Below are 20,941 nucleotides of genomic sequence, written 5' to 3'. Positions count from 1 at the left end.
CAGGGCGGACTGTACATTGTAAGGGATGAAGTCGGGTGGATGTTCCCGGCTAAATTACATAGCAGCGATGCGCTCGCACAGATCAGCGAGGCGGGCGGAGTAGCCAGCTTCGTTGTCGTACCAGCTCACTACTTTGACGAGCTTACCAATCACCTTGGTCTGGCCTTCGTCGTAAAGGCTGGAAAACTTGCTACCTACGATGTCAGAAGACACGTAAGGGTCAGTTACGTAGTCAAGAATGCCCTTCATTGGGCCTTCCGCCGCTGCTTTGTAGGCTGCGTTGATTTCTTCTACGCTGGCCTCTTTCTTGAGAACGACGCTCAGGTCCGTCAGTGAGCCGGTAGGAACGGGGACGCGCATGGCGCCACCATCCAACTTACCGTTGAGGTGGGGGAGTACCAGACCTACCGCCTTAGCGGCACCGGTGCTGGTAGGAATGATGTTCACCGCTGCAGCACGTGCACGGCGGAGGTCCTTGTGCGGGCCGTCCTGTATGTTCTGGTCGGCCGTGTAGGCGTGTACGGTGGTGATGAGGCCATGCTCAACGCCAAAGGCGTCGTCGAGAACCTTTACGAGAGGAGCCAGACAGTTGGTCGTACAACTCGCGTTGGAGTAGATTTTGGTGTCGGCATCGAGTACCTCTTCGTTTACACCGAGGACTACGGTAGCAACGTCCCCCTTGCCCGCAGGCGCGGAGATGAGTACTTTCTTACAACCAGCATCGATGTGCAGTTGCGCCTTGTCCTGGTCGCGGAAACGGCCGGTACATTCGAGTACCACGTCAACGTTAAGGTCGCCCCAGGGCAGTTTGCTCGGGTCGGGCTGGCTTAGGGCATCGATCTTTTTACCGTCGATGTAGATGTAATCGTCATCCGCCTTTACTTCGCCGGGGTAGTTGCCCTGTACGCTATCGTACTTGAAAAGGTGAGCCAGGGTAGCGTTGTCCGTCAGGTCGTTGACGGCAACAACGTCGAGGCCTTTTTCGAGTAGGTTACGAAGGGTGATACGTCCGATACGGCCAAAGCCGTTAATAGCAATTCTTGCCATGGTTGTGTGGGGATATTTAATAGCGTAAAGGCTGCCGAACTGAGATCTACCCAGCAAAATTCACCGGCGGCCGTAAAGAAGGATAACGGATAATTCAGAAGCGAAGTTGGCTTCCAAGCCCGCCATTATCCAATTGAGGCCCCAAAAATAGGGTACTTAGTGTTAATTTAACAATAACTATCACCAGAGGACACAAAAAAGGCCCTCCACCATACGATGAAGGGCCTTTTGATAGGTGATATTTGAGGACTGATTTTCTAAACAGCTACTTCGTAGTGCAACGTAGTAACACATTACCGAGTAGCGGCGCAGCCGCACGAGTGCCAGCCGAGAAATCAAGAATCGAGACTCTAATATCGAGAATCACATATCAAAACGCAAAGCGTTTTGTAGCCCGTAGGGGAATCGAACCCCTCTTACCAGGATGAAAACCTGGCGTCCTAACCGATAGACGAACGGGCCTGGAAAGATATGTGATATTAGATAGGTGATTTTTGAGGACTGACTTATCTCGCATAGAAAGCACTACCGAGTAGGGCGAAGCCCACGAGTGCCGTGCGGGAAATCAAAAATCACTTATCGAGAGCACGAAGTACTGCGAAGCAAATCGCCAATCGCATATCAAAAACGCGTAGCGTTTTTGTAGCCCGTAGGGGAATCGAACCCCTCTTACCAGGATGAAAACCTGGCGTCCTAACCGATAGACGAACGGGCCTGGTAGGATATGCAATAGCAATCAGTAATAATCAACTATCAAATATTAGCATCACGCAGCATTCTGCGTTAGCGGGTGCAAAGATAAGCAGCCCCGTCTAAATCCTGCAAGCTCCCGGGCTAATTTTTCTTCCCGTTCAACGATGCGCCGTTGCTGAGAATATCCTTCCTCAACTTCTCCAGGCGCAAGCGCAACTCTTCCGCTTTATCCGCTTTGAAGTTATCTCCCACATCCTTAGTGAGTTCGCTGATGGTTTCCAGCTGGATGGCATCCTGCTCCAGGTGGTACCGCGTTTCTTCCACGGTGGCCTCGTCATCAAAATTAGTTGCCCGTAAGGCCCGCAACTCCGCGCGGCTAGCGGCCATCCGCTGGTTGAGTTGGTGACGGTCCTGCAGCTGGCGCAGGCGGGTCGCGCAGTCGGCAAAGAAGAGGGCCTTCGTGTGGCGCAGGTCAAACTCCGCTTTCAGCGCCTTGATCAGCTCCTCCGCCTTGGTCACTTCCTCCGCCGGGGCGGTGGTGTTTTTGTCGAGGCTTGTCCGTAGTTCACCGATGCGTTCCCGGATGGCATTAGCCTCGTCCCGAAACTTATTCTCTCGCATCTCGCAATCCAGTAGGCGTTGCTGGAGGCGGCTGGAAAGATCCGTCTTTGCCGGCTGGGCTTGTCTACGGAAGAAGCCCGGATTTCTGATCAGCAGAAACACCAAAACAAATAGCGTGACCAGTGCGCAAAATAGGAATAGAGAAATGCCAACGATTGGGTTGATCGCGATGGCGATCAGGAGGAAAGAAAACAAAATACCTCCACCAATCAGCCAGTGGTTGTAGTCAGGTTCCTTGTCGTTAGGGGCGTTCATACCCGTTAAACGAGCGATCCGGTGGGATAGTTGCCTGCCGGATCGGCCGTGTCGGAATCCCTAATTCTTTTTCTTTTTAAAGTCTCCCCGCTTCCATCCGTCGAAGAACTGTTTCCAGGCTACGGGGCTGAAAATATTCATCGGCGGTTGCTGGCCAATGTAATAGGTCTGCTTAGCCTGTTGGCGGAGGTAGTAACTTCCGTTCTCCGCACCCGTCCGCGGAATGGTTTCCCGCAGTTGCTCCAATTTGTCCGCGCTCAAGTTGTCGTTAGCAATGCTCTGCAGTTCGGGCGTGACGTCCATGGCCAAAAACTCCAGTTTGAAGTGCTCCCGGCTCGGCCAGGGGAAGACGACCGCCGCCGGCAAGTCGATGTTGTTCTGCGTCATCAGCTGGACAATGCTGTACTTCTCTTCGGTCAGGGTGTCGGGCACCACGTAGGTCGCGTCATCGTAGCCGAGGGCGGAGAAGACCACCGTATCCCCTTTGTGCGTCACGATACTGAAAAAACCTTCCAGGTTCGCGTAGGTGCCGCGGCCATCGTTTTTGATAAAGACCGTCGTGTACGGAATCGGCAGCAGGCGCTCATTCCCTCCGTCCAGCACCATTCCGGAGAATTGTACCAGTTCTTCCCCGTTCTGGTCCACGTATTCCTGGGCGCTGGCGCTGGATGCCAGGCAAAAGGCAAGCAAACTGAAAAGAAATATCCGCATACTGATTGAGTTACTCGTTACTATGGACAATCCACAACCGTCTCCGGTTGTACCGGTGGGCGTTACCAAATACTAAAGGGCGAAATCCAGCACCTCGCGCATCGTCTCCACGTACGTGATCGTCAGGCCCTTCAGGTAACGGGCTTCGATCTCCCGGACGTTCTTTTCGTTCAGCTTACTCAGTAGGATGTGCTTCATCCCCGCCCGGCGGGCAGCCAGCAACTTTTCCTTGATACCGCCGACCGGAAGGACCCGACCTCGCAGGGTGATCTCGCCGGACATTGCCAGGTACGGCTTCACCGGTTTGCCGGAGTAGGCGCTGGCCATCGCCGTCAGCATCGTAATGCCGGCACTTGGGCCATCCTTCGGGGTCGCACCTTCCGGGACGTGGACGTGCAGATCTTGCTCCTTGATGGCTTCCCGTTTGATGCCCAGTTTATCAGCGTGTGCCTTCAGGTAGGACCGCGCCGTAATGGCACTCTCCTTCATCACCGTACCGAGGTTGCCCGTTTGCTGCAGGCCACCCTTTCCGGGGCTGAGGGAAGCCTCAATGTAGAGGATGGAACCACCCACCTGAGACCAGGCCAGCCCAACCGCAACGCCGGGGAGTTTCCCCGCGCGGTAAGGCTCCCGCTCGAAGGTGGCCGGGCCGAGTACCGTTTCCAGCATGTCCGGCTTTATGGTGACGGATTTGGCTTCTTCCATCGCGATCTGCTTGGCCGCGTACCGCATCATACCCGCAATCTGGCGGTTGAGGCTGCGGACGCCACTCTCACGCGTGTACCCACCAATGGCGGCGCGTAGGGTAGGGGCGCCGATCTTAATCTGCTTGGTCTTCAAACCGTGTTCCTTCCGCTGCCGGGGGACGAGGTGGCTCTTCGCAATCTCTAATTTCTCTTCTTCGGAGTAACCGTCAAGGCGAATGATCTCCATCCGGTCCCGCAGGGCGGGTTGGATCGCCCCGAAGTTGTTCGCCGTGGCGATGAACATGACCTTGGACAGGTCTACGTCCACGTCCAGGTAATTATCGTGGAAGGTGCTGTTCTGCTCCGGGTCCAGTACTTCCAGGAGGGCGGAGGAGGGGTCTCCCCGGTGGCTCTGCCCCACCTTGTCGATCTCGTCCAGGATGAAGACCGGGTTATTGGAGCCGACCTTTTTCAGGTTCTGGACGATCCGGCCCGGCATCGCGCCGATGTAAGTCTTGCGGTGGCCACGGATCTCACTTTCATCGTGGAGACCACCGAGGCTCATCCGTACGTACTTGCGGCCCAGGGCTTCGGCAACGCTCTTCCCAAGACTGGTCTTACCCACACCGGGAGGGCCGAGTAGAAGTAGAATCGGCGCCTTCATGTCGCCCTTCAGTTTCAGGACGGCCAGGTGGGCCAGGATCCGGTCCTTTACCTTTTCAAGACCGTAATGGTCATCGTCCAGTTTCTTGGCCACGGAGGGTAAATCGAAGTTGTCCTCAGTGTAGACGTTCCAGGGAAGGTCCAGTAAGGTTTCGAGGTAGGAAAGTTGTACGCTGTATTCCGCTACCTGCGGATTCATCCGGCGCAAACGGGCAATTTCCCGGGCGAATACTTTAGTGACGTCCTCCGGTAATTCCGTTTCCAGTGCTCGTTTCTCGAGACGTTCGATCTCAGCCTTGTTGGGGTTGTCGCCTAACTCGTCCTGGATGGCCTTCATTTGCTGGTTGAGGTAGTACTGCCGCTGCTGCTCCTCAATGTCGCCGCGGGCCTTGGTATCGATCTGGTCCCGAATTTCGAGGACCTGGAGCTCCTTAGTGATCAACTCCAAAACCATGGTGGCTTTTTTCGCCAGTGAGTTCTCCCGCAACAGGTTTTGCTTGCTGATGACCTCGTTATTAAGGTTGCTGGCGATGAAGTTCAATAAGTGGCTGCTAGAGTCAATATTGTCCAGCATCATCTGAGCCTCGGAGGGGATGTTTGGGCTCAGTTCAATGGCCTTGCGGGCTGCATCCCGGACACTGTCGATGGTGGCACGGAAGGTCAGTGCATCTTCCGGCAGGTCGTACTTTAATAGTTCAACCTTTCCGTTCAGATACCCCCCTTTTTTGCTCAGGGATTTGCGGCGGACACGCTGGCGGCCCCGGAGTACGGCCGTCAGGCTGTCATCCGGCATCCGCATCATTTTTACGATCCTGGCAATAGTACCGATCTCGTACAGGTCATCCTCATCCGGATCGTCGGTGGACGCATCCCGCTGGGCGAAAATGGCTACGTACTTCGCCGTAGTGTTCGCTTTCTGAATGGCCTTCGTGCTCTGCTCCCGGCCAATGTTGATGGGGGTGACAATCGTAGGGAAGAACACCGAATTCCGCAGGGCAATAAAGGGCAGCGTTGATGGCAGGTCGGAACTATCCAGCAGTTCGTCGCCATCGTCCGTGCCGATAAAGGGAAACATGTCCTGGTCTTCATCGAAACCTGGTTTTTCCACTCGTATGTTGATCTTGGTCTTGTTGCTGCTCATGTTTGTCCTGGGGTCTATACTATTAAAGCTCACGCTGCGGGAAAGGTTGGTTTGCAAGAAGCGTGCCAGGAAATTTCTTGCCTTTCTCATCGCACCCGCGTCAGCGCCCCTTTTCAGACTTTGGATTTTAGAAGATAGATTTTAGACAGCCACCGCTCTAAAGTCTAAAATCTATCTTCTAAAGTCCCTATCGCCAGAGAACAAAATAGAAATGGAACTCACTTAATCACCACCGCCAAACTACGCGGGCCATGGGCACCAATTACGAGGCTTTGCTCGATGTCTGCCGTCTTGCTGGGACCGGCGATGAAGACGCCGAAACCCGTGTCGTCAATCTTGATTTTGCGGTAAGCTTCGTGCATGGTGGGGACGATGTCGCCCTCAACGATCAAAATCAGGTGCTGGGTGATGAAGGGGAGGACGCGGATAATGGATTCTCGCTCACTGACCCACATCGCGCCGTTTTCGGCTACGGCAAACTGGGCGCCGATGATGGCTACGTCGACCAGGGCCAGTTCGAGGGGTTCTTTGATGGCGTCCAAATCTACGTTGCCAGTCACCTCGGGCACCGTGGAGGCGATCACTTTTGCGTCCGGAAATTGCTCCCGCAAATAGTCATCCAGGGTGCTGGCGGGAATCACTTTGCCCTTGCTGCTACCGAGGGAAGCGGTGAAAACGGCAAGATCGTTTTCGGGGTCGGGCGTATAGGTCGGGAGCTCGGGCAGCGGGCGATCGGCGGGCTTGTTGGCGCGGACGGCGGCTAAAATGGATTGCTTGGACATGACGTTGACTTGGGCGCTGTCGCAGGTGCGATAAAATGGGCAAACGGAGCTAGAAAAAATTTGGATACCTGGCGGGTCCGGATCATTTCCGATTTTCCGCGTACCACTCCTTAAAGGATTGCTTGGGGACTTCCGGTAGCTCCCGGCTCTGCCCCCAGGCGTTGAACTGATTGTAGACCAGCGCGCGGGGAGCAATCTTGAGGGCCGTGCGGGCAGCCTTACCCATGAAGTTGTACAACCCGCCCTTGGACAGCACGGCGCCGGCGCCCGCTAGGGGGATGCTCTTCACCTTCTCGAGGTGGCCTTCCTCGCTCACGATCTGCCGCCATTTGTAGAGTTGCTCGTGGATGTCAATCTTGACCGGGCATACGTCCGAACAGGAACCACAGAGGGTGCTGGCGAAGGGCAGGTCCTTATGCTTCTTCAGGTCCTTCCCCGGGCTGAGGATGGAGCCGATTGGGCCGGGAATCGTGTGGTCATAGGAATGCCCCCCGCTCCGGCGGTAGATCGGGCAGGTGTTCATGCAGGCTCCGCAACGGATGCACTTGAGGCTGTTGCGGAAATCCTCCCGGCCGAGCTGTTCGGTCCGGCCATTGTCAACGATAACGATGTGCATTTCCCCGCCCGGTTTGGGGCGGTGGTGGTGAGACGTATATATGGTTATGGGTTGGCCCGTAGCGCTCCGCCCCAGCAGACGGGTAAATACGCCGAGGTGCTCCGCCCGCGGGATGAGCTTCTCTATACCCATGCAGTGAATCTGTACCGGCGCAAGGTGTACACCCATGTCGGCGTTGCCCTCGTTGGTGCAGACGACGACGCCCCCCGTCTCGGCCACCCCGAAGTTGACGCCGGTGATGGCGGCCTTGGCGGCGAGGAATTTTTCGCGGAGGTGGCCCCGCGCGGCTTCGGTGAGGTACTGAGGATCGCTGGCGCCTTTGTCCGTACCCAGATGCTCGTGGAAGAGCTCGCCGATCTCCTCCTTCTTCAGGTGGATGGCGGGCATGACGATGTGGCTGGGCGGCTCGTTCTTGAGCTGGATGATGCGTTCGCCGAGGTCGGTATCCACCACTTCGATGCCCTTCGCTTCCAGGTACTGGTTCAGGTGGCACTCCTCGGTGAGCATGGATTTGGATTTGACGATGCGGTCCACGTCGTGCTTCGCCAGGATGCCGTGGACGATCTCGTTGTGCTCCTTAGCGTCCGCCGCCCAGTGGACGATTACTCCGTTGGCCTCCGCCGCGGCCGAGAATTGCTCGAGGTAGGTGTCGAGGTTACTCAGGACGTTGTCCTTGATGTCCGACCCCAACTGGCGAATACTTTCCCACTCCGGGATGTCGTGGACCAGGTTATCTCTTTTGGAGCGCACGTGCCAAATGGATTGGTTGTGCCAGTCGGTGCGGGCATCGTCCTTCAGGAAGGCAGCGGTGCGGGAGGCGTGGTTTTGCATGGGAGGTGACTTGTACCGGTAAGGTAAGGCGATGGTGGTACTTGACCGTACCGGTCTGTCTGGGTTCCATAACGTATTTTTTTGTCTCTTCCCCTTACACCCGAGCCGGTGCACCATATTCTTAACTAAGACGAATAGGTAGAGACCAACTACTACCAGTCGATATCCATTTCATCACCATTGAGATGGATGCCATTTACTACCTTTGCTGCCTTTAAGAGCTTGTTCGGATTTTTGCTTCCTGCTAATCAAGCATTTACAAACCTGGCGTCATCAAAATCTACTTACTTAGCCCGCTAGGTGCGTAAATTTTAATTTAGCAAGAACCGTAACCACGCAGTAGCACCGCAGGTAATCATTGATTAGCAGTTCTCAAAAATCCCAAACAAGCTCTAAGCGATTACTTAAAATTACTACGTACCAGAGATTACTCGCCTTTTAGCATAGCCTGCCTAATTTATTTGGGAAAGTATCTCCGATGTATCCAGCCATCGAAGACCAAGAATTTAATCTGGTGGTATTGCTGTCAGAACACAAACTATTATGAGACTTACATTTACTCTATGGCTAGCCGTAGTAAGCAGCTTATCTCTTTTGGCTCAGGACAATGAATGGACTGGCGGTGCCGGCAACTGGAATGACCCCTCTGGTTGGTCGCTGGGTGTGCCCACCGCAACACATAATGTTATCATTGAGGCGGGGGAAGAGGTCACCATTCCGGCAAATTTTTTCGCCGTAGCTCAATCCGTCGTCCTACGGGGAGGGGAGCTTACCATCGGAAGCAGTGCAAGCTTGGAGATCAACGATTCTCAAGTACATGGAATTAATCTAAGGGCTCCTGGCGCCAGGTTAGAGAATAGTGGTACGATTAGTATCGGTACAACGAACGGGCCACAACAGGTAGGAATTATCCAAGACTTTGGAGTCATCGAAAATAATGTTGGCGGTTCAATCAATATTGACCGGACGACTTCGGGCGCTTACGGCAGTTTCTTTCGCGATGAGATATCGCCCAGTTTCGTCAACCGGGGTGAGATCAATATTGGCGAAAATGGAAATATTGGCGCCGTTGGAATGGCGTTTGCCTCTAACGTAAGCTTTGAGAACTTTGGGTCGGTTAGAATATCGAGATGTGCAACGTTCGGTATGGTGGTCAGCCGCAATTCAAGTGTCATCAACCGTAGTTCCGCTACTGTCTTAATTGGAAACAGCGGCTCGATAGGTAGCGACGGACTTCGCATGACTGACACGGGCGCCTTTATTAATGAAGCGTCGGGAACGGTCAAAATTGGAGAGAATAATCCAATCAATACAAGCGGGGTTTCACTTGCAGGCACCTCAAGTTTTGAGAACCGTGGCGAATTGACGTGCGATAATTCCGTCACTCAGGATGGCATCATTACATTCAACCAAGCTAGCTTCTTAAATACCTCCAGTGGGCGAATTCACTTGGGTAGCAACGGCCCCTTGCAGAATAGTGGTATTGCTTGTCTTGGAGGAACGTTTAGCAATTCAGGAGTGATTAACATCGAGAACACCACTGTGTTCCAGGGGATTGCCCTCTTTGCGAGGGCGGTATTTACTAACGCCAATGAGATAAATATCGGCCTCTCCGCCGCGCGGCCGATTAGAAGGCACGGCGTATTAGCAAATAACAATTCCAGGTTCAACAACACTGGCCGTTTAAATATTAATCACGTGAATGAAGATGGTATCCATATCCTTTCAGATGCGGGGTTAACCAATTCGGGAACCATTAATATTGGCGCAAGTGGCCCAATCAACCTAAGTGGTATCGCACTTTTCGATGGTTCAACCTTTAGCAATAGCGGTAACTTAAATGTTGATAACATCACCCAGTTCAACGGCATCTTTGCGACGGGAAATGCCAGCATTACTAACACATCAGATGGCAATATCGTGGTCGGCGGGGTAGCCCCCATCGAAGTCTCAGGATTTCGCTTAACTGACGACTGCTCGTTCGATAACGCAGGAAGTATTGCGATTGATAATGTGACCGGCTTCAACGGTATCGACATGGAGGCGGATACAAAGTTCACCAACCAAACAAACGCTACGGTAGCTATCGGCTCAAACAGCCCCATTGCTGGGGGCGGCGTATTTTTAAAGAATAATGCCGAAGTTGTCAACGCTGGCGCTATGACCATCAATAACACGGGTGGATCGGGGATTAGCGACGTAAGCAGCACTAGCGCAACCGTTACCAACTCAGGGTCATTGACTATTGGAAATACGAGTGCGGTGAGCGAAGCAGCGATCGAAATCAATGGGGGGTCCAGCGAATTTACCAATCAGGCTAATGGGCGGATACAAATCGAAAATGTTACGGGTACAGTTGCGAGCCCGGGCACGGCAATATTCTTGAACACTTCGAATTTTTCTAACGCTGGAACGATAGAGTTTGCTACCACGGGGGGCACTCACGCGGTTTCCGTACGGGCGGTCCAAGGAATATCGAATGACGGCGTCATGAAATTTGGGGACGTCAGCGGCGACGCAATACACGCTCAAACAGCAATTACCAATGGAATCAATGGACTACTCGAGGTTATCCCGAATGGAACGCTCAGGGTCAATACTGGATCTCAATTTACCAATAATGGTACGATTAAAGTTGATGGCCTCTTAGACAATAATGGCCTCTTTACCAATGCCGGGAAGATTACCGGGAGGGGTACCATCGACGATATCCAGAGCGCTACTACTTTTTCCACCAACAGCTCCACCTCCACTTTTGAACCGGGAGCAAGCCCCGGGACCCTCACCTTCGTTGAAGTCCTTGACCTTGATGAAACGACTTACGTGTGCGAAATTCAAGGCTCCACGCCAGGGCAAGGACACGATCAGTTAGACTGTATGAAGTCGGTGACGATCACCAACACATCATTGCGAGTCGATTGGGGCTCCTTTATCCCCAGCCCGGGAGAAACCTTCGAGATCATCAGCGCCACTTCAGTCGTCGGAGAATTTGCCAATATTACCGTACCTGTGGTAAACGATGTAGTTTACCTACCCAGTTATTCGACTCAAGCAGTAACACTGGTACCCGCGGTAGTCGTCAATGTAACTAAAGGGGAGTATTATCTATCAATAGAAGATGCGATTGCCGCGGCGGCTGATCTAGGTATGCCACAAGAAACGATCATCATCGCCCCGGGCACCTATGCGGAAGACTTAAACACTGCTGACAAGAGTGTAAGCATCTCTATCGGTGAGCTGCCCCCACCGACTCCCGCGCCTTAGTCCAGCCGGGAAGGGCCGCCAACGCCGAAAATAAATTCAGGCGCCTATTGCCCAGCAAAAAGAGAGTACGTACCTTTGCACCCCGCAAAAAGCGACTACCAGAAAATTACTCCGCCATGGATGCTATTTCATTTGTACAAGAACAGTTGGCCAAGAAAACGGAATTTGCCGATTTTCGTGCCGGCGACACCGTCATCGTTGACTACCGGATTACGGAGGGCGAAAAGTCCCGTATCCAGCAGTTCCGCGGCGATGTGATCCAGATCAAAGGCGAAGGCGCTACGAAGACCTTCACCGTTCGCAAGATCTCCAACGGCATTGGCGTTGAGCGTATCTTCCCCATGAACTCTCCCGCGATTGACACCGTCAAGATCGTCAAGCACGGTAAGGTGCGTCGCAGCCGTCTTTTCTACCTGCGTGACCGCGTCGGTAAGAAGGCCCGTATCAAAGAGCGTCGCATTAACTAAGAACGTTTTCGCTTCTTTGTATCCGGATAGCCCAATCACGTACAGTGGTTGGGCTTTCTGCGTTGGGGGAAGGTGTAGTCTACAGTCTGTAGTCTATAGTCTGCAGTCGGTGTTCCTTCGCATTCAGGATGTTGGGCCGTTCTTATCTCAACCTATCCAATAGCTTGGCGTTAAGTGGCAGATTAAAGAAGATTAGCAATATGATGCAAGCTAAGTGGAACGGCCGGGTGCTCGCCGAGAGCGACGAAACGGTCGTCGTAGAGGGCAACCACTACTTTCCGGAAACGGCCGTGAATAAGGATTACCTCCGCCACTCCGATACCACCAGTTTTTGCGGGTGGAAGGGAGACTGCAGCTATTACGACGTGGTGGTGGGTGATGACGTCAACGCCGACGCCGCCTGGGTTTACCGGGAACCTTACCCCAAAGCTCAGAAGATTGCCGGGTACATCGCTTTCTGGAAGGGAGTGGCCGTCTCCGAAGTGGCCACCGCATGACCAAAAGCATCGACAGTAACACGAGTCTTGCCGATCATTTTCTGGTCGTCCGCCAACAAAGCGTCGCGTTGTGTGCCCCCCTCCGGCCGGAGGATTACGTCGTCCAACCCTACCCCGACGTAAGCCCACCGAAGTGGCACCTCGGGCACGTCACCTGGTTTTTCGAAAACTTTATCCTCGCGGAGTACGTCGACGGCTACACTCCGTACGACACCGCATTAAACTGGTTCTTCAATAGTTACTACGAGAGCCAGGGGCCACGCATCACCCGCTCCAACCGGGGGAACATGACCCGGCCCGAACTTAGTACCATCCTGGACTACCGGCGGCACGTGGATGAGCGTATTGCCGAATTGCTCGCTTCCGACCACCGGGAGATTATCCGTATCCGCGAACTCGTCGAATTGGGCTGCCACCACGAACAGCAGCACCAGGAGCTTTTGCTGACGGACATCAAATACATCCTGGGGACAAACCCCTTCTTCCCCGCCTACACGGACGAACCCGTAACTACCGAAACCCAAGCTGCCTACCAAGGGGAATACCTCAAGGTGGAGACTGGTCTTCACACCATCGGCCATGAAGGCAGCGGCTTTTGTTGGGATAATGAATTGAGCGTCCACCAGGTCTACCTGGAAGACTTCCGCTTGGCTACTTCCCTCGTCGCGAACGGGGACTACCTCCGCTTCATGCGCGACGGCGGCTACGAACGTTTCGAACTCTGGCAGATGGAGGGCATCGAATGGGCCCGTTCGTTAGAAGTCAAGGCGCCGCTCTATTGGGTCCAGGATGAGTCCGGCAAATGGCTGCACTACCAACTTGGGGGTGGCCTGCAACCGGTTGACCCTTCCCTCCCCGTCACCCACGTGAGTTGGTACGAAGCGGATGCCTACGCCCGCTGGGCCGGCGCCCGCCTGCCGACAGAATTCGAGTGGGAGGCCGCCTGCAAAGTGGCCGGTGGCGGAGTCCGCAACGATCAAAACTGGTCCGACCGAACCAACTTCCAACCGCTCGCATCGGGTGACCTCTTGGGAGATACCTGGGAGTGGACCAATTCCGCCTACTTGCCTTACCCCCGTTACCCGCGGCCGGAAGGGGCACTGGGCGAGTATAACGGCAAGTTCATGGTTAACCAGATGGTCCTGCGTGGGGGGAGTTGTGCCACACCGCAGAGCCACGCCCGGGTGAGTTACCGCAACTTCTTTCAGACGGATAAGCGGTGGCAGTTCACCGGCATCCGGCTGGCTTGGGATGGCCTTTCGTAAATACTGCCTTAGTTTGTCCGCTACCGTTTCCTCCCACCTTGTACTATGAATCACTCCGCTCATTCCGCCTTTGCCACCGAAACGCTGGAGGGTTTGCGCGCCAAGCCCAAACGCCTGTCGAGCAAGTGGTTCTACGACGACCGTGGGGATAAGCTCTTCCAAGCCATCATGGCCATGCCAGAATATTATCTGACGAATTGCGAACGGGAGATCTTCCAAAGCGCGGCGCCGGACCTGCTGGCGCAGATGCGGGGCCAGGCCTTCGATCTGGTGGAACTAGGCGCGGGCGATGGCTCCAAGACCCAATTCCTCATCGAGCACTTCATTGCGGAGGGGGCGGACTTCACTTACCGGCCGATCGACATCAGCATGCACGCCATCGAAATGCTGGGGAGCCTGATCGACCGCCGCTGGCCACAACTGACCTTCCAACCCGTGCAGGGCGAATACCTCGCGGCGCTCGATCGCCTCGGGCAGGGTGGGGCAGACCGCCGCCGGCTCGTCCTCTTTCCGGGCGCCAACGTGGGCAACTTTACCGTGGCCGAAGCAGCCACCTTTATGCTTCAACTGGGCACCTACCTCCGTCCCGGAGATCTGTTGCTGACGGGTTTTGATCTCAAGAAGGACCCCGCGCAAATCCTGGCGGCCTACAACGATCCGGCGGGGCACACCGCCGCTTTCAACCTCAATCTATTACACCGCATCAACCGGGAACTGGGGGCGGACTTCCAAACCAATGCCTTCCGCCACTGGGAAACCTACGACCCTGTCTCCGGTGCCGCCCGCAGCTTCATCGTCACCCAGGGTAAGCAGACCGTTCATTTGGCGGACCTGGACGAGACCATCGAGTTCGAGCCCTTCGAGGCCATTTCCGTAGAGGTGAGCCAGAAGTACAGCCGCCGTGAGATCCAGGAACTCGCCGCCGAAGCCAACTTCCGCTTCATCCGTAATTTCGAGGATAGCAAAGGTTGGTTCGCCGATAGTTTGTGGGCGGTTGGTGCCTGAGATTGCTTGAACTAGCGGATCTCACGACACGCTACGATGCATATCCTTGGTCCTAATTACGCTTCCCCATTTCCTCCGCGTACCACCGGAGCTTTAGCGCATCGAGGCCCCGCAGGTCCGGCTTTTTCACTTCCATCAGGTATTGTATCAGGATCTTTTCTGGCAGTAGTTTTACCAGCTTTCCCATGAGGGGAGCCTTCTCGTACAGATCCGTTAGGCGCGTACGCAGGTGCGGGTGTTGGGACCGGAGGCGGGCTAAATTCAGGATGGCCTCCCGCTGCTTCCGGAGAAAGGTCGGCGCCGGTTCTAAACCCAGGTGGACGACGGGGTTATCGATGCGCTTCAGCGTGATGCCCTTCCCCTCCAGCTGTTGACCCCACAGCGTATCCTCGTGGCCGTAGCCGATGGCGTCTTCCGGGAAGGGGCGGTCCAGCAACAGCTGGCGGGAGGCGACAAAGTTGTTGGATTGGAACCCGTGAAAAGGATTCTCCCGGTACGGCCGGTCCGTACTCTCCCGTTTCCGTCCGTACCACCAGTGGAGGTGGAGACTGCGGTCGGTGGGTGGATCTTCGGCGTAGGTTCGCCCGCCAATCAGTAGGAGGGGGAGGATCGGTTGGTGGAGGTTGAGGTGGCGCCCGTAGGTGGCGAGGAAGTCGTTCGGTACGGCCGCGTCGGCGTCCAACAATAGCACGAAAGGGAAGCGCGCGTCGCGGACCAATTGGTTACGGATCTTCCCCCGGCCGAGGTTGTGTTCCAGGCGTTTGAGTACGGTCCCCCGCCGCTCCAGCTTTTGTTTACTGGCCCACCAACCCGGCACCTGCGGGCTCGCATCATCATAAACCAGGAGTTCGGTAGGAAAATCTACTTCGTCCATCTGCTCCTGCAAACGAAGAACGAGTTTCGTAACGTCGTACTGATAAGTAGGGATGCAGATACTTACCATGGCTGATAGTTGGCGGCGCGAATCTCGGCCAGGTAAGGTTGGTAGTAGGGAAGGATCTCGGCCCCCCGGCCGGGCTCCCACTGCGCTTGGTACCCGTTGGCGAGGCGAAAGGCATCTTCGATGATATCGGCCTGCTGCTCGTAGTTGAAATCTTCGAGTTCGTAAGCGGCGTCGAGCTCCATAAGGCCACCGTAATTGTAACCCATTTCGGTCGTCTGCGCGTATAGGGCCCGGGGGATGTAGGCCGCCCCCCGGTGGGTGTACTGCCAAACGTGAACGACCTCGTGGACCAGGACGTGGTCCGACATCGGGCCCCAGGAATTGATGGTGTGCAAGCTGACGTAGCACAGGTTGGCGAAGCGCGGCCCGACCCAGGCCCGTTCGTCGATGCGGATCAAATCCCAGGGGATGCTGTTGCCGAAGTAAGGTTTGAGCAGGGCGCGTTCCCGCGGCGTAAGTGGGCGGGACCGAGGCGCAAATAAGGTAGTCGTCGCCTCGTACAGATCGCTGAAGCCGACGTAGTCGAGGCCCGCAAAAAATAGATCGAGCGCGCCGCGCAAACTTAGGGGCTTAGCCCATAACGCTGCCAGCCGTTCCCCACGGCGCGACCGCCACCGTTTGGCGTAGGCAAGGCGTTGCGTGAAAGTAGGGTAGGCCATCTGGTGAAGGACAAATTTGGGGTAGAGGGGGTTGTGACGGAATGTAGAAACGATCTTGTCGTCGGACAATTCACTGGAGGAAGCGCATACGCATTTTCCTCAGTTATGGCCAAAGAATTTTTAGTAATGCCGTGTAAGAAAATTAGGATTTGAGTTATTCAAGTCGTTGGACGAAGCCAGGAAACGGCTGTGCCTTATTTCTGGTGAATCGTCCGACGACGCGAGCTATTTAATAAACTCGTCCTCGTTGATCAACATATAGTTGCCCCCCGTATCCACGACGCCGGCATCCGGGAAGGTGATGCGGAACACCTCATCGTAATACACCCGGGCTTCCTCCCGGTGCTCAGCGGTATCCGCCAGGCGGTTGTAGATGAGGGCTCCACCTTTAGCGAGGCGGGCCTGCAGCAGGTGCAGGAACTCGTGGGTGAGGATGTGGTCGGGAATGTCCGCATCCTGAAAAACGTCGACGCAAATGAGGTCGTAGGTCCGGTCGTCCAACTGCAAAAAGGCGAAGGCATCGGCCTGCACGACTTCGATGGGGGATTGCAACGCGGGCAAGCTATAGTCGGACGCCAGTTCAATGATGACCGGGTCAATCTCAACGGCTACGTACTCGTACTTCAGACCATGGTGACGCTCTAGTAACTCCGGAATACTCCCCAGGCCCAGGCCGAGGACGAGTACGGACGCATCCTCCGGCAGGGCGTCGAATACGAAGCGGTCGAATGTTTTGCGGAAGTTGAGGTAGTAATCACCGAAGCTGTAGATCGCGTCCTCCGCAACGAGTTGCAGGCGGCCACTGACGAGGCTGACCTGCAGGTAGTCATTGTACGGAGAGGTAGCCGTTTCCAGGACCTGCTCCGTAAGGTGGCTCAGCCAGTATTTGTATTTGGGGATGGTAACCGCCACGGCGCAAAGGTAGGTCCCGCGGCCAGGACTGTGTTTAGGTCGCCGCTCCGTTCAGCAAGTCATTGCCAAAGTAAATAAACCAGGCTACGGCGAGTAAAAAGGTCCCGATCACGAGCCCCCGCAGCGCCTTGTTCCAGTACTTCTTGCGGAAGTAGTTCATAGGGATGACGTTCAGGCAGATACCGATCAAAGCCAGGGAACGCTGCCGCCACTGCATCGAAATATCGAAGAGCTGGTTGGCGGACTCCACCCCCTGCACGCAAAGGGCGTAGCCAATGAGGGCGACGGCAATGGCAACCAGCATGCCCACCAGGAGATTATCGTACTTGGAAATCATTACTTGCTTTGAGGAGAGGAAAGAGGCTAGAAGAAAGACTTTAGACGAAAGACTGCTAAAAGAGTAGTTAGTTGAAAAACCTGAAAGGCTGAATAATATTGCGGACTACCCGACTACCCGACTACCCGACTACCCGACTACCCGACTACCCAACTAAATCACTCCACGTACTCCTGCCGCTTAATCAGAAACACCCAGTCGCTATCCGCCTTCTCCACGCGGTAGCCGTAATCGTAGCAGAAGTGGTACAGCGTATCGTTCTTCGTCCGATACTGATTGGTGAAGTAGCGGAACTTGAAGCCCCGGTCGATCAGCCGATCCTTCCGCACGTTGGCCTTTCCGTCCGGGTTAAGCTCGGCCAGGACGTTACGGTTGTGCTTCAGGATATTGTTGATGCTCCGCTGAAAGGAATTATCCTCCGCGTTCTTACGGTTGTGATGACCGGCGCGGCAGGGGCTGGAACAGAATTTCTTGTCCGAACGGCCGGTGTATTCTTCGCCGCATTCCGGGCAGATACGCTTCTTCATAGCTGTGAATATACGTTTTTACACGACTTTGTTAGTATTGTAGTCGGGTAGTAGCGTAGTCGGGTAGTAACGTACTACCCGACTACCCGACTACCCGACTACGCGACTAAAATTCTTCTTCAGGCGTTCAAACGTCCGGTAATCCGTAAGATCGTGGTGGCTTGGGACCAGGCTGACGTATCCGGCCAATAGTGCATTAGCGTCAGCATCCTCGTGCGGGTCGTTATTGACGAATTCGCCCGTCAGCCAGTAATAGGGGCGGCCGCGGGGGTCTTCGCCGGCCCGGTACTTTTCCACCCAGCGGGCGTCCGCCTGCCGGCATACTTTGATGCCTTTGATCTCACTGGCCGGCAGCTTGGGAATGTTCACGTTGTAGAGACTGCCCCCGGCCATACCGTTTTCCAACACCTGGCGCATGATCTTTTCCACGTAGGGGCGGCAGACGCTGAAGTCGGCGTCCGCGGCGTAATCGAGGTAGCTAAAGCCGATGCTCGGTACCCCTTCCAGACTGGCCTCCATGGCGGCGGACATCGTACCGGAATAGATGATATTCACCGCCGCGTTGCTCCCGTGGTTGATGCCCGATACGCAGAGGTCCGGCGTCCGCCCTTCCAGCAAAACGCTCTTGGCGATCTTGACGCAATCCACCGGCGTGCCGCTACATTCAAAGGCTTTGACGTCGGGGCCGAACACGTCCGATTCCCTTACGAAAATGGGCGTCTCGATCGTGATGGCGTGGCCCTGGGCGGATTGGGGGCTATCCGGCGCCACAACGATGACTTCGCCGAAGGTGCGGGCGATCGCTACGAGTTCGCGGATACCGCCGGCGGTGATGCCATCATCGTTCGTTACCAGGATCAGGGGCATAGATTTTTCTTTAGTGCGTGAGTTAACCAAAGGAACCAAGTCCTGATTGGTTCGGGGCCCGCCCCGCAATCTGCAGAATCCCATTTATGGGCTACTTTCGTTCCATGGCGAAAAAGTCAAAACGGAAAGCTCCCGTTTCCCCTCTTTCCAAGATTGAGTCAGCACCCATCGTTGTGTCTACGGCGGCGCCCGCTTGGTTCCAACGCCCGGTCGTGCAGGCCGCGGCCTTGTTCCTCTTCGCCTTCGTGCTCTACGGCAACACCTTGGGCCACGATTTTACGGTGGACGACGCCATCGTCATCACCGACAATGCCCTCGTACAAAAGGGGACGGCGGGCATTGGCGACATCTTTGCCTACGATACTTTTTACGGCTTTTTCGAGGATGAGTCCAAGGCCAACCTCGTCACCGGCGGGCGTTACCGGCCGTTGACGCTGGCGCTGTTTGCCGTGGAGCAGCAGGTGAGTCCGGGCCCATTCATCGGCCACTTCTTCAACGTCGTCTGGTACGGAGCTCTCTTGGCGCTCCTGCTGTATTTCGTGACCGGCCTACTCAAAAACAGGGGCTACGCCTGGTGGTTGCCGCTGCTGATCGTGGGGCTGTTTGCAGCTCACCCCATCCACACCGAGGCCGTGGCCAACATTAAGGGTCGCGACGAGATTGCGGCGTTGCTCTTTTCCGCGCTGGCCACCTGGCTGGTCTGGCGCGCGGCGCGTGATAAAAGCTGGCTGGGCGCTGCCGCGGGTGCCGTGGCGATGGGTCTGGGGTGCCTGAGCAAAGAAACCGCCTTCACCTACCTGGCCGTGCTGCCGGCTGCAGTACTTCTCTTTCCACCGGTAAAAAGGGACGGTGGACCGGCGAAAAACGGCGTGAATTGGTCCGGACTAAAATACGTTGCTCCCGCCGCCGTCGCTGCCTTTGGGTACTTGGCCGTGCGCAGCGCTATCCTCCCGGACGCTTCGGGAGCCCCCATCCTCGAACTCATGAACAATCCCTTCGTGGAGTGGTGGAACGGCATCTGGCGGGAAATCCCCTTGGCCGAAAGGGTCGCCACCGGTTGCTACACCCTTTTACTCTACCTGAAACTGATTTTCCTGCCCGTCAACCTGGTGCACGATTACTACCCGGTTTCCATCCCCCTGCAGACCTGGGGCAACATCGGCCCGTGGATTGGTTTACTGGTTCACCTCGGGCTAGCGGCCTTTGCCCTCCTGAAGTGGAAAACCCACCGGCCGTTAGCTTTTGGGATCCTGCTATACCTCTCCGGAATCAGCGTGGCGAGTAATATTCCTTTCTCCGTCGGGACGCTGCTTTCGGAACGTTTTCTCTTCTTCCCGAGCTTGGGCTGGGCCTTTGCGGTGGGCTACGGACTACAGTTGCTAGCCCGGAAGTACGGTGGTAAGTTGGCGTGGGCCGGCGTCGCCGTGGTGGCCGTCTTCTCGGTCCTGACGCTACTGCGTAATCCGGACTGGAAGGATAACTACACCCTCTTTACCACCGACGTGAAAAAGCAACCCAACTCCGCCAAGCTACTGAACGCCGCCGGCGGGGCCCGGGTGGACTACTACCAAAGCCTGACAGACGCCGCGAAGCCCGGACAAAAGGAACTCCTGACGACCTCCATCACCGACCTGAACCGAGCCATCGAAATCCACCCCACCTACCGGAATGCCTACCTGCTGCGCGGTAACGCCGAATTGTTGCTGGAGGACTACGATGCCGCCATCACCACCTACAAAAAGGTACTCGAGCTCGACCCAAGCTACCAACCCGCCGAGGACAATCTCATACTTGCCCTGCGCGCCGGTGGCCGAACCGCCGGGGAGCAGCGTGGCGACATCGAAGGCGCCTACCGCTACCTCCGCGAAGCCGAACAACTGCGGCCGATGGATTACGAAACCTTGCGCTTACTCGGCGTCACCTCTGGGGTGTCGGGCAAGACGGAGGAGGCTGTAGGCTTCTTTGAGCGCGCCGCGGCCGTCCGCCCCAACGATGCGGATGCTCAATGGAACTACGGGATGGCCCTCTTCAACGCCGGCCGCGAGGCGGAGGCCCAGGAGCGGTTCGCTGCGGCTCAACGGATCCGTCCGGAGATTGTAAAGGAACGCGGACAGTGATGGTAAATCTGGCGTAGTCTCCCGCAAGCCAAAGC

General features: G+C 55.6%; 18 protein-coding genes and 2 tRNA genes. 6 read left to right on the top strand and 14 right to left on the bottom strand.

Going from position 1 to position 20,941, the window contains the following annotated elements; translation table 11 throughout:
* Positions 1 to 54: 54 nt before the first annotated feature.
* The 8 genes from gap to A3850_RS18105 all read right to left on the bottom strand — a co-directional run bounded on the left by gap (position 55) and on the right by A3850_RS18105 (position 8,046).
* Positions 55 to 1,047, bottom strand: a complete 993-nt coding sequence (gene gap, locus A3850_RS18140) for a type I glyceraldehyde-3-phosphate dehydrogenase (RefSeq protein ID WP_068220544.1) — start codon at positions 1,045 to 1,047, stop codon at positions 55 to 57.
* A gap of 390 nt (positions 1,048 to 1,437) precedes the next feature.
* Positions 1,438 to 1,509, bottom strand: a tRNA-Glu gene (locus A3850_RS18135).
* A 181-nt stretch (positions 1,510 to 1,690) separates the two neighbouring features.
* Positions 1,691 to 1,762, bottom strand: a tRNA-Glu gene (locus tag A3850_RS18130).
* A 119-nt stretch (positions 1,763 to 1,881) separates the two neighbouring features.
* Positions 1,882 to 2,616, bottom strand: coding sequence for a hypothetical protein (locus tag A3850_RS18125; protein WP_068220541.1), 735 nt, complete (start codon positions 2,614 to 2,616; stop codon positions 1,882 to 1,884).
* A gap of 60 nt (positions 2,617 to 2,676) precedes the next feature.
* Complete coding sequence (locus tag A3850_RS18120; RefSeq protein ID WP_068220537.1) at positions 2,677 to 3,327, bottom strand: carboxypeptidase-like regulatory domain-containing protein; 651 nt, start codon at positions 3,325 to 3,327, stop codon at positions 2,677 to 2,679.
* A gap of 72 nt (positions 3,328 to 3,399) precedes the next feature.
* On the bottom strand, positions 3,400 to 5,817 hold the full coding sequence (gene lon, locus A3850_RS18115) for an endopeptidase La (RefSeq protein WP_068220534.1): 2,418 nt from the start codon (positions 5,815 to 5,817) through the stop codon (positions 3,400 to 3,402).
* Between the two features lie 218 nt (positions 5,818 to 6,035).
* Complete coding sequence (locus A3850_RS18110; protein WP_068220531.1) at positions 6,036 to 6,599, bottom strand: LUD domain-containing protein; 564 nt, start codon at positions 6,597 to 6,599, stop codon at positions 6,036 to 6,038.
* An 82-nt stretch (positions 6,600 to 6,681) separates the two neighbouring features.
* Positions 6,682 to 8,046: a lactate utilization protein B gene (locus tag A3850_RS18105; protein ID WP_068220528.1), complete on the bottom strand. Its 1,365-nt coding sequence runs from the start codon at positions 8,044 to 8,046 to the stop codon at positions 6,682 to 6,684.
* A 543-nt stretch (positions 8,047 to 8,589) separates the two neighbouring features.
* Between A3850_RS18105 and A3850_RS18100 the strand changes: the two genes are divergently transcribed.
* The 5 genes from A3850_RS18100 to A3850_RS18080 all read left to right on the top strand — a co-directional run bounded on the left by A3850_RS18100 (position 8,590) and on the right by A3850_RS18080 (position 14,544).
* Positions 8,590 to 11,310 (top strand): hypothetical protein, encoded by a 2,721-nt coding sequence (locus A3850_RS18100; protein ID WP_068220525.1) that lies wholly within the window; start codon positions 8,590 to 8,592, stop codon positions 11,308 to 11,310.
* A gap of 116 nt (positions 11,311 to 11,426) precedes the next feature.
* Positions 11,427 to 11,777 carry a 50S ribosomal protein L19 gene (rplS, locus tag A3850_RS18095; protein ID WP_068220523.1) on the top strand — a complete coding sequence of 117 codons (351 nt, stop codon included), beginning with the start codon at positions 11,427 to 11,429 and terminating at the stop codon, positions 11,775 to 11,777.
* Positions 11,778 to 11,977: 200 nt separating this feature from the next.
* Positions 11,978 to 12,274, top strand: coding sequence for a DUF427 domain-containing protein (locus tag A3850_RS18090; protein ID WP_068220520.1), 297 nt, complete (start codon positions 11,978 to 11,980; stop codon positions 12,272 to 12,274).
* On the top strand, positions 12,271 to 13,539 hold the full coding sequence (egtB, locus tag A3850_RS18085) for an ergothioneine biosynthesis protein EgtB (protein WP_068220516.1): 1,269 nt from the start codon (positions 12,271 to 12,273) through the stop codon (positions 13,537 to 13,539). Before A3850_RS18090 ends, egtB begins: the two co-directional genes overlap by 4 nt.
* A gap of 45 nt (positions 13,540 to 13,584) precedes the next feature.
* Positions 13,585 to 14,544 (top strand): L-histidine N(alpha)-methyltransferase, encoded by a 960-nt coding sequence (locus A3850_RS18080; protein WP_068220512.1) that lies wholly within the window; start codon positions 13,585 to 13,587, stop codon positions 14,542 to 14,544.
* 52 nt (positions 14,545 to 14,596) lie between these two features.
* Here the strand turns inward: A3850_RS18080 and A3850_RS18075 are convergent, their stop codons facing one another.
* The 6 genes from A3850_RS18075 to surE form a co-directional block, all read right to left on the bottom strand.
* Positions 14,597 to 15,487 carry a glycosyltransferase family 2 protein gene (locus tag A3850_RS18075; protein ID WP_068220510.1) on the bottom strand — a complete coding sequence of 297 codons (891 nt, stop codon included), beginning with the start codon at positions 15,485 to 15,487 and terminating at the stop codon, positions 14,597 to 14,599.
* Entirely contained in the window at positions 15,481 to 16,146 is a 666-nt protein-coding gene (locus A3850_RS18070; RefSeq protein ID WP_068220508.1) for a hypothetical protein, read from the bottom strand. The genes A3850_RS18075 and A3850_RS18070 overlap by 7 nt, the downstream gene beginning before the upstream one ends.
* Positions 16,147 to 16,371: 225 nt before the next feature.
* Positions 16,372 to 17,058, bottom strand: a complete 687-nt coding sequence (locus A3850_RS18065) for a spermidine synthase (RefSeq protein WP_068220505.1) — start codon at positions 17,056 to 17,058, stop codon at positions 16,372 to 16,374.
* A 34-nt stretch (positions 17,059 to 17,092) separates the two neighbouring features.
* Positions 17,093 to 17,395, bottom strand: a complete 303-nt coding sequence (locus A3850_RS18060; protein ID WP_068220502.1) for a hypothetical protein — start codon at positions 17,393 to 17,395, stop codon at positions 17,093 to 17,095.
* 158 nt (positions 17,396 to 17,553) lie between these two features.
* Complete coding sequence (locus tag A3850_RS18055) at positions 17,554 to 17,922, bottom strand: hypothetical protein (RefSeq protein WP_068220499.1); 369 nt, start codon at positions 17,920 to 17,922, stop codon at positions 17,554 to 17,556.
* Between the two features lie 90 nt (positions 17,923 to 18,012).
* Entirely contained in the window at positions 18,013 to 18,789 is a 777-nt protein-coding gene (gene surE / locus A3850_RS18050; RefSeq protein WP_068220496.1) for a 5'/3'-nucleotidase SurE, read from the bottom strand.
* A 104-nt stretch (positions 18,790 to 18,893) separates the two neighbouring features.
* On the opposite strand from surE, the gene A3850_RS18045 reads away from it, so the two are divergent.
* Complete coding sequence (locus tag A3850_RS18045) at positions 18,894 to 20,906, top strand: tetratricopeptide repeat protein (RefSeq protein ID WP_068220494.1); 2,013 nt, start codon at positions 18,894 to 18,896, stop codon at positions 20,904 to 20,906.
* The last annotated feature ends 35 nt before the right edge of the window (positions 20,907 to 20,941 follow it).

The sequence above is a fragment of the Lewinella sp. 4G2 genome (genome assembly GCF_001625015.1).
Classification (GTDB): domain Bacteria; phylum Bacteroidota; class Bacteroidia; order Chitinophagales; family Saprospiraceae; genus Neolewinella.
Note: the sequence above shows the minus strand (reverse complement) of the source record. Positions and strands in the feature narration are given on the sequence as shown.

Bases quoted from the DNA above. Each gene is read 5' to 3' on its own strand.
- gap (WP_068220544.1), bottom strand. From the start codon at position 1,047: ATGGCAAGAATTGCTATTAACGGCTTTGGCCGTATCGGACGTATCACC.
- A3850_RS18125 (WP_068220541.1), bottom strand. From the start codon at position 2,616: ATGAACGCCCCTAACGACAAGGAACCTGACTACAACCACTGGCTGATT.
- A3850_RS18120 (WP_068220537.1), bottom strand. From the start codon at position 3,327: ATGCGGATATTTCTTTTCAGTTTGCTTGCCTTTTGCCTGGCATCCAGC.
- lon (WP_068220534.1), bottom strand. From the start codon at position 5,817: ATGAGCAGCAACAAGACCAAGATCAACATACGAGTGGAAAAACCAGGT.
- A3850_RS18110 (WP_068220531.1), bottom strand. From the start codon at position 6,599: ATGTCCAAGCAATCCATTTTAGCCGCCGTCCGCGCCAACAAGCCCGCC.
- A3850_RS18105 (WP_068220528.1), bottom strand. From the start codon at position 8,046: ATGCAAAACCACGCCTCCCGCACCGCTGCCTTCCTGAAGGACGATGCC.
- A3850_RS18100 (WP_068220525.1), top strand. From the start codon at position 8,590: ATGAGACTTACATTTACTCTATGGCTAGCCGTAGTAAGCAGCTTATCT.
- rplS (WP_068220523.1), top strand. From the start codon at position 11,427: ATGGATGCTATTTCATTTGTACAAGAACAGTTGGCCAAGAAAACGGAA.
- A3850_RS18090 (WP_068220520.1), top strand. From the start codon at position 11,978: ATGATGCAAGCTAAGTGGAACGGCCGGGTGCTCGCCGAGAGCGACGAA.
- egtB (WP_068220516.1), top strand. From the start codon at position 12,271: ATGACCAAAAGCATCGACAGTAACACGAGTCTTGCCGATCATTTTCTG.
- A3850_RS18080 (WP_068220512.1), top strand. From the start codon at position 13,585: ATGAATCACTCCGCTCATTCCGCCTTTGCCACCGAAACGCTGGAGGGT.
- A3850_RS18075 (WP_068220510.1), bottom strand. From the start codon at position 15,487: ATGGTAAGTATCTGCATCCCTACTTATCAGTACGACGTTACGAAACTC.
- A3850_RS18070 (WP_068220508.1), bottom strand. From the start codon at position 16,146: ATGGCCTACCCTACTTTCACGCAACGCCTTGCCTACGCCAAACGGTGG.
- A3850_RS18060 (WP_068220502.1), bottom strand. From the start codon at position 17,395: ATGATTTCCAAGTACGATAATCTCCTGGTGGGCATGCTGGTTGCCATT.
- A3850_RS18055 (WP_068220499.1), bottom strand. From the start codon at position 17,922: ATGAAGAAGCGTATCTGCCCGGAATGCGGCGAAGAATACACCGGCCGT.
- surE (WP_068220496.1), bottom strand. From the start codon at position 18,789: ATGCCCCTGATCCTGGTAACGAACGATGATGGCATCACCGCCGGCGGT.
- A3850_RS18045 (WP_068220494.1), top strand. From the start codon at position 18,894: ATGGCGAAAAAGTCAAAACGGAAAGCTCCCGTTTCCCCTCTTTCCAAG.